Annotated in this window: 1 protein-coding gene; it reads left to right on the forward strand. The window is 35.9% G+C overall.

Annotation, left to right across the window (positions count from 1 at the left end):
- Positions 1-57: 57 nt before the first annotated feature.
- A complete protein-coding gene (locus tag ACFINO_RS09880) occupies positions 58-939 on the forward strand; it encodes a hypothetical protein (protein ID WP_375655638.1) in 882 nt (293 codons plus the stop codon).
- The last annotated feature ends 189 nt before the right edge of the window (positions 940-1128 follow it).

Consider the following 1128-nt stretch of genomic DNA (forward strand, 5'->3'; position numbering starts at 1 on the left):
CTCCTTATAACCATTTCATTTAAAAATTTGTTTGAATATTAGATTAGGGAGCTACCTATGACCACTAAAACTGTATCTAAAAAATATGAACTTATAGACGAAATAAAAAAAGTTTACGATGCTGAAACCCGTCAACCTAAATACTTTTATCGCATTCGTGCATTAAGGGATTTCGATGATGTCAAGGTTGGTCAATTGGGCGGCTTTATTGAGAAGGAAGATAACCTTTCTCATGATGGCAATTGCTGGGTTTATGATGATGCTATTGTGGCATATGATGCTATTGTTAGTGAAAATGCTAAAGTACGTAATGAAGCCGCTGTTGCTGAAAATGCTAAAGTTTATGGTAATGCTGTAGTGAGTGATAAAGCCAAGGTTTATGGTCGTGATACCCATGTTTATGGCAATGCTAAGATTTTTGATAATGCTAGTATTAGTGGTACCATGTGGATTCGTGGCAAGGGGTGGGTTTATGGCAAGTGTGTGGTTAATGGCAATGCCAAGGTTTATGATCATGCTAAGATTTGTGGTCAAGTTTGTGATAATGCCGTGGTTTATGGAAAAGCTTTTATTAGTATAGAGGCAAAAATTTATGACAATGCCAAGGTTTGGCATAGCGCTTATGTGAAGGGCTTTGTTTATGGCAATGCAAAAGTATCAGGATCTGCTTCTATTTATGAGGGGGCGCATATTTTTGATAAGGCAAGGGTTTATGGAAAAGCGGTTGTTTATAAAGATGTCAAGGTTTATGGCAATGCGCGTGTTTATGAGAATGCCATGATTTATGAAAAAGTAGAAATCTATGATGATGCATGTGTTTCTAACAGATCTATTATTGCTGAGGGTGTAAAAATTTATGGCAATGCCGTTCTTAAAGAAAAGAAAATATTCCGTGAAGATATTTGTAGTAATGATGCCATTAGTGAAAAAGCAGCGTAAATAAAATAACGGCGCGGGGGGCTGCTTTATAGCAAAAAAGCCGCGTCCTTTAAGACACGGCTTTTATTATCAAAACAGCTAGCGATCTAAATAAACGATTAAAATAACCAATCGAAATATAAAAGAACATCTCTTTATTGCACAAAACGTATCAAAAAGCAAGCTGTTAAGTAAAATAAAAATGGGATT

This window comes from Bartonella sp. AA83SXKL, assembly GCF_042196965.1.
Classification (GTDB): Bacteria; Pseudomonadota; Alphaproteobacteria; order Rhizobiales; family Rhizobiaceae; genus Bartonella.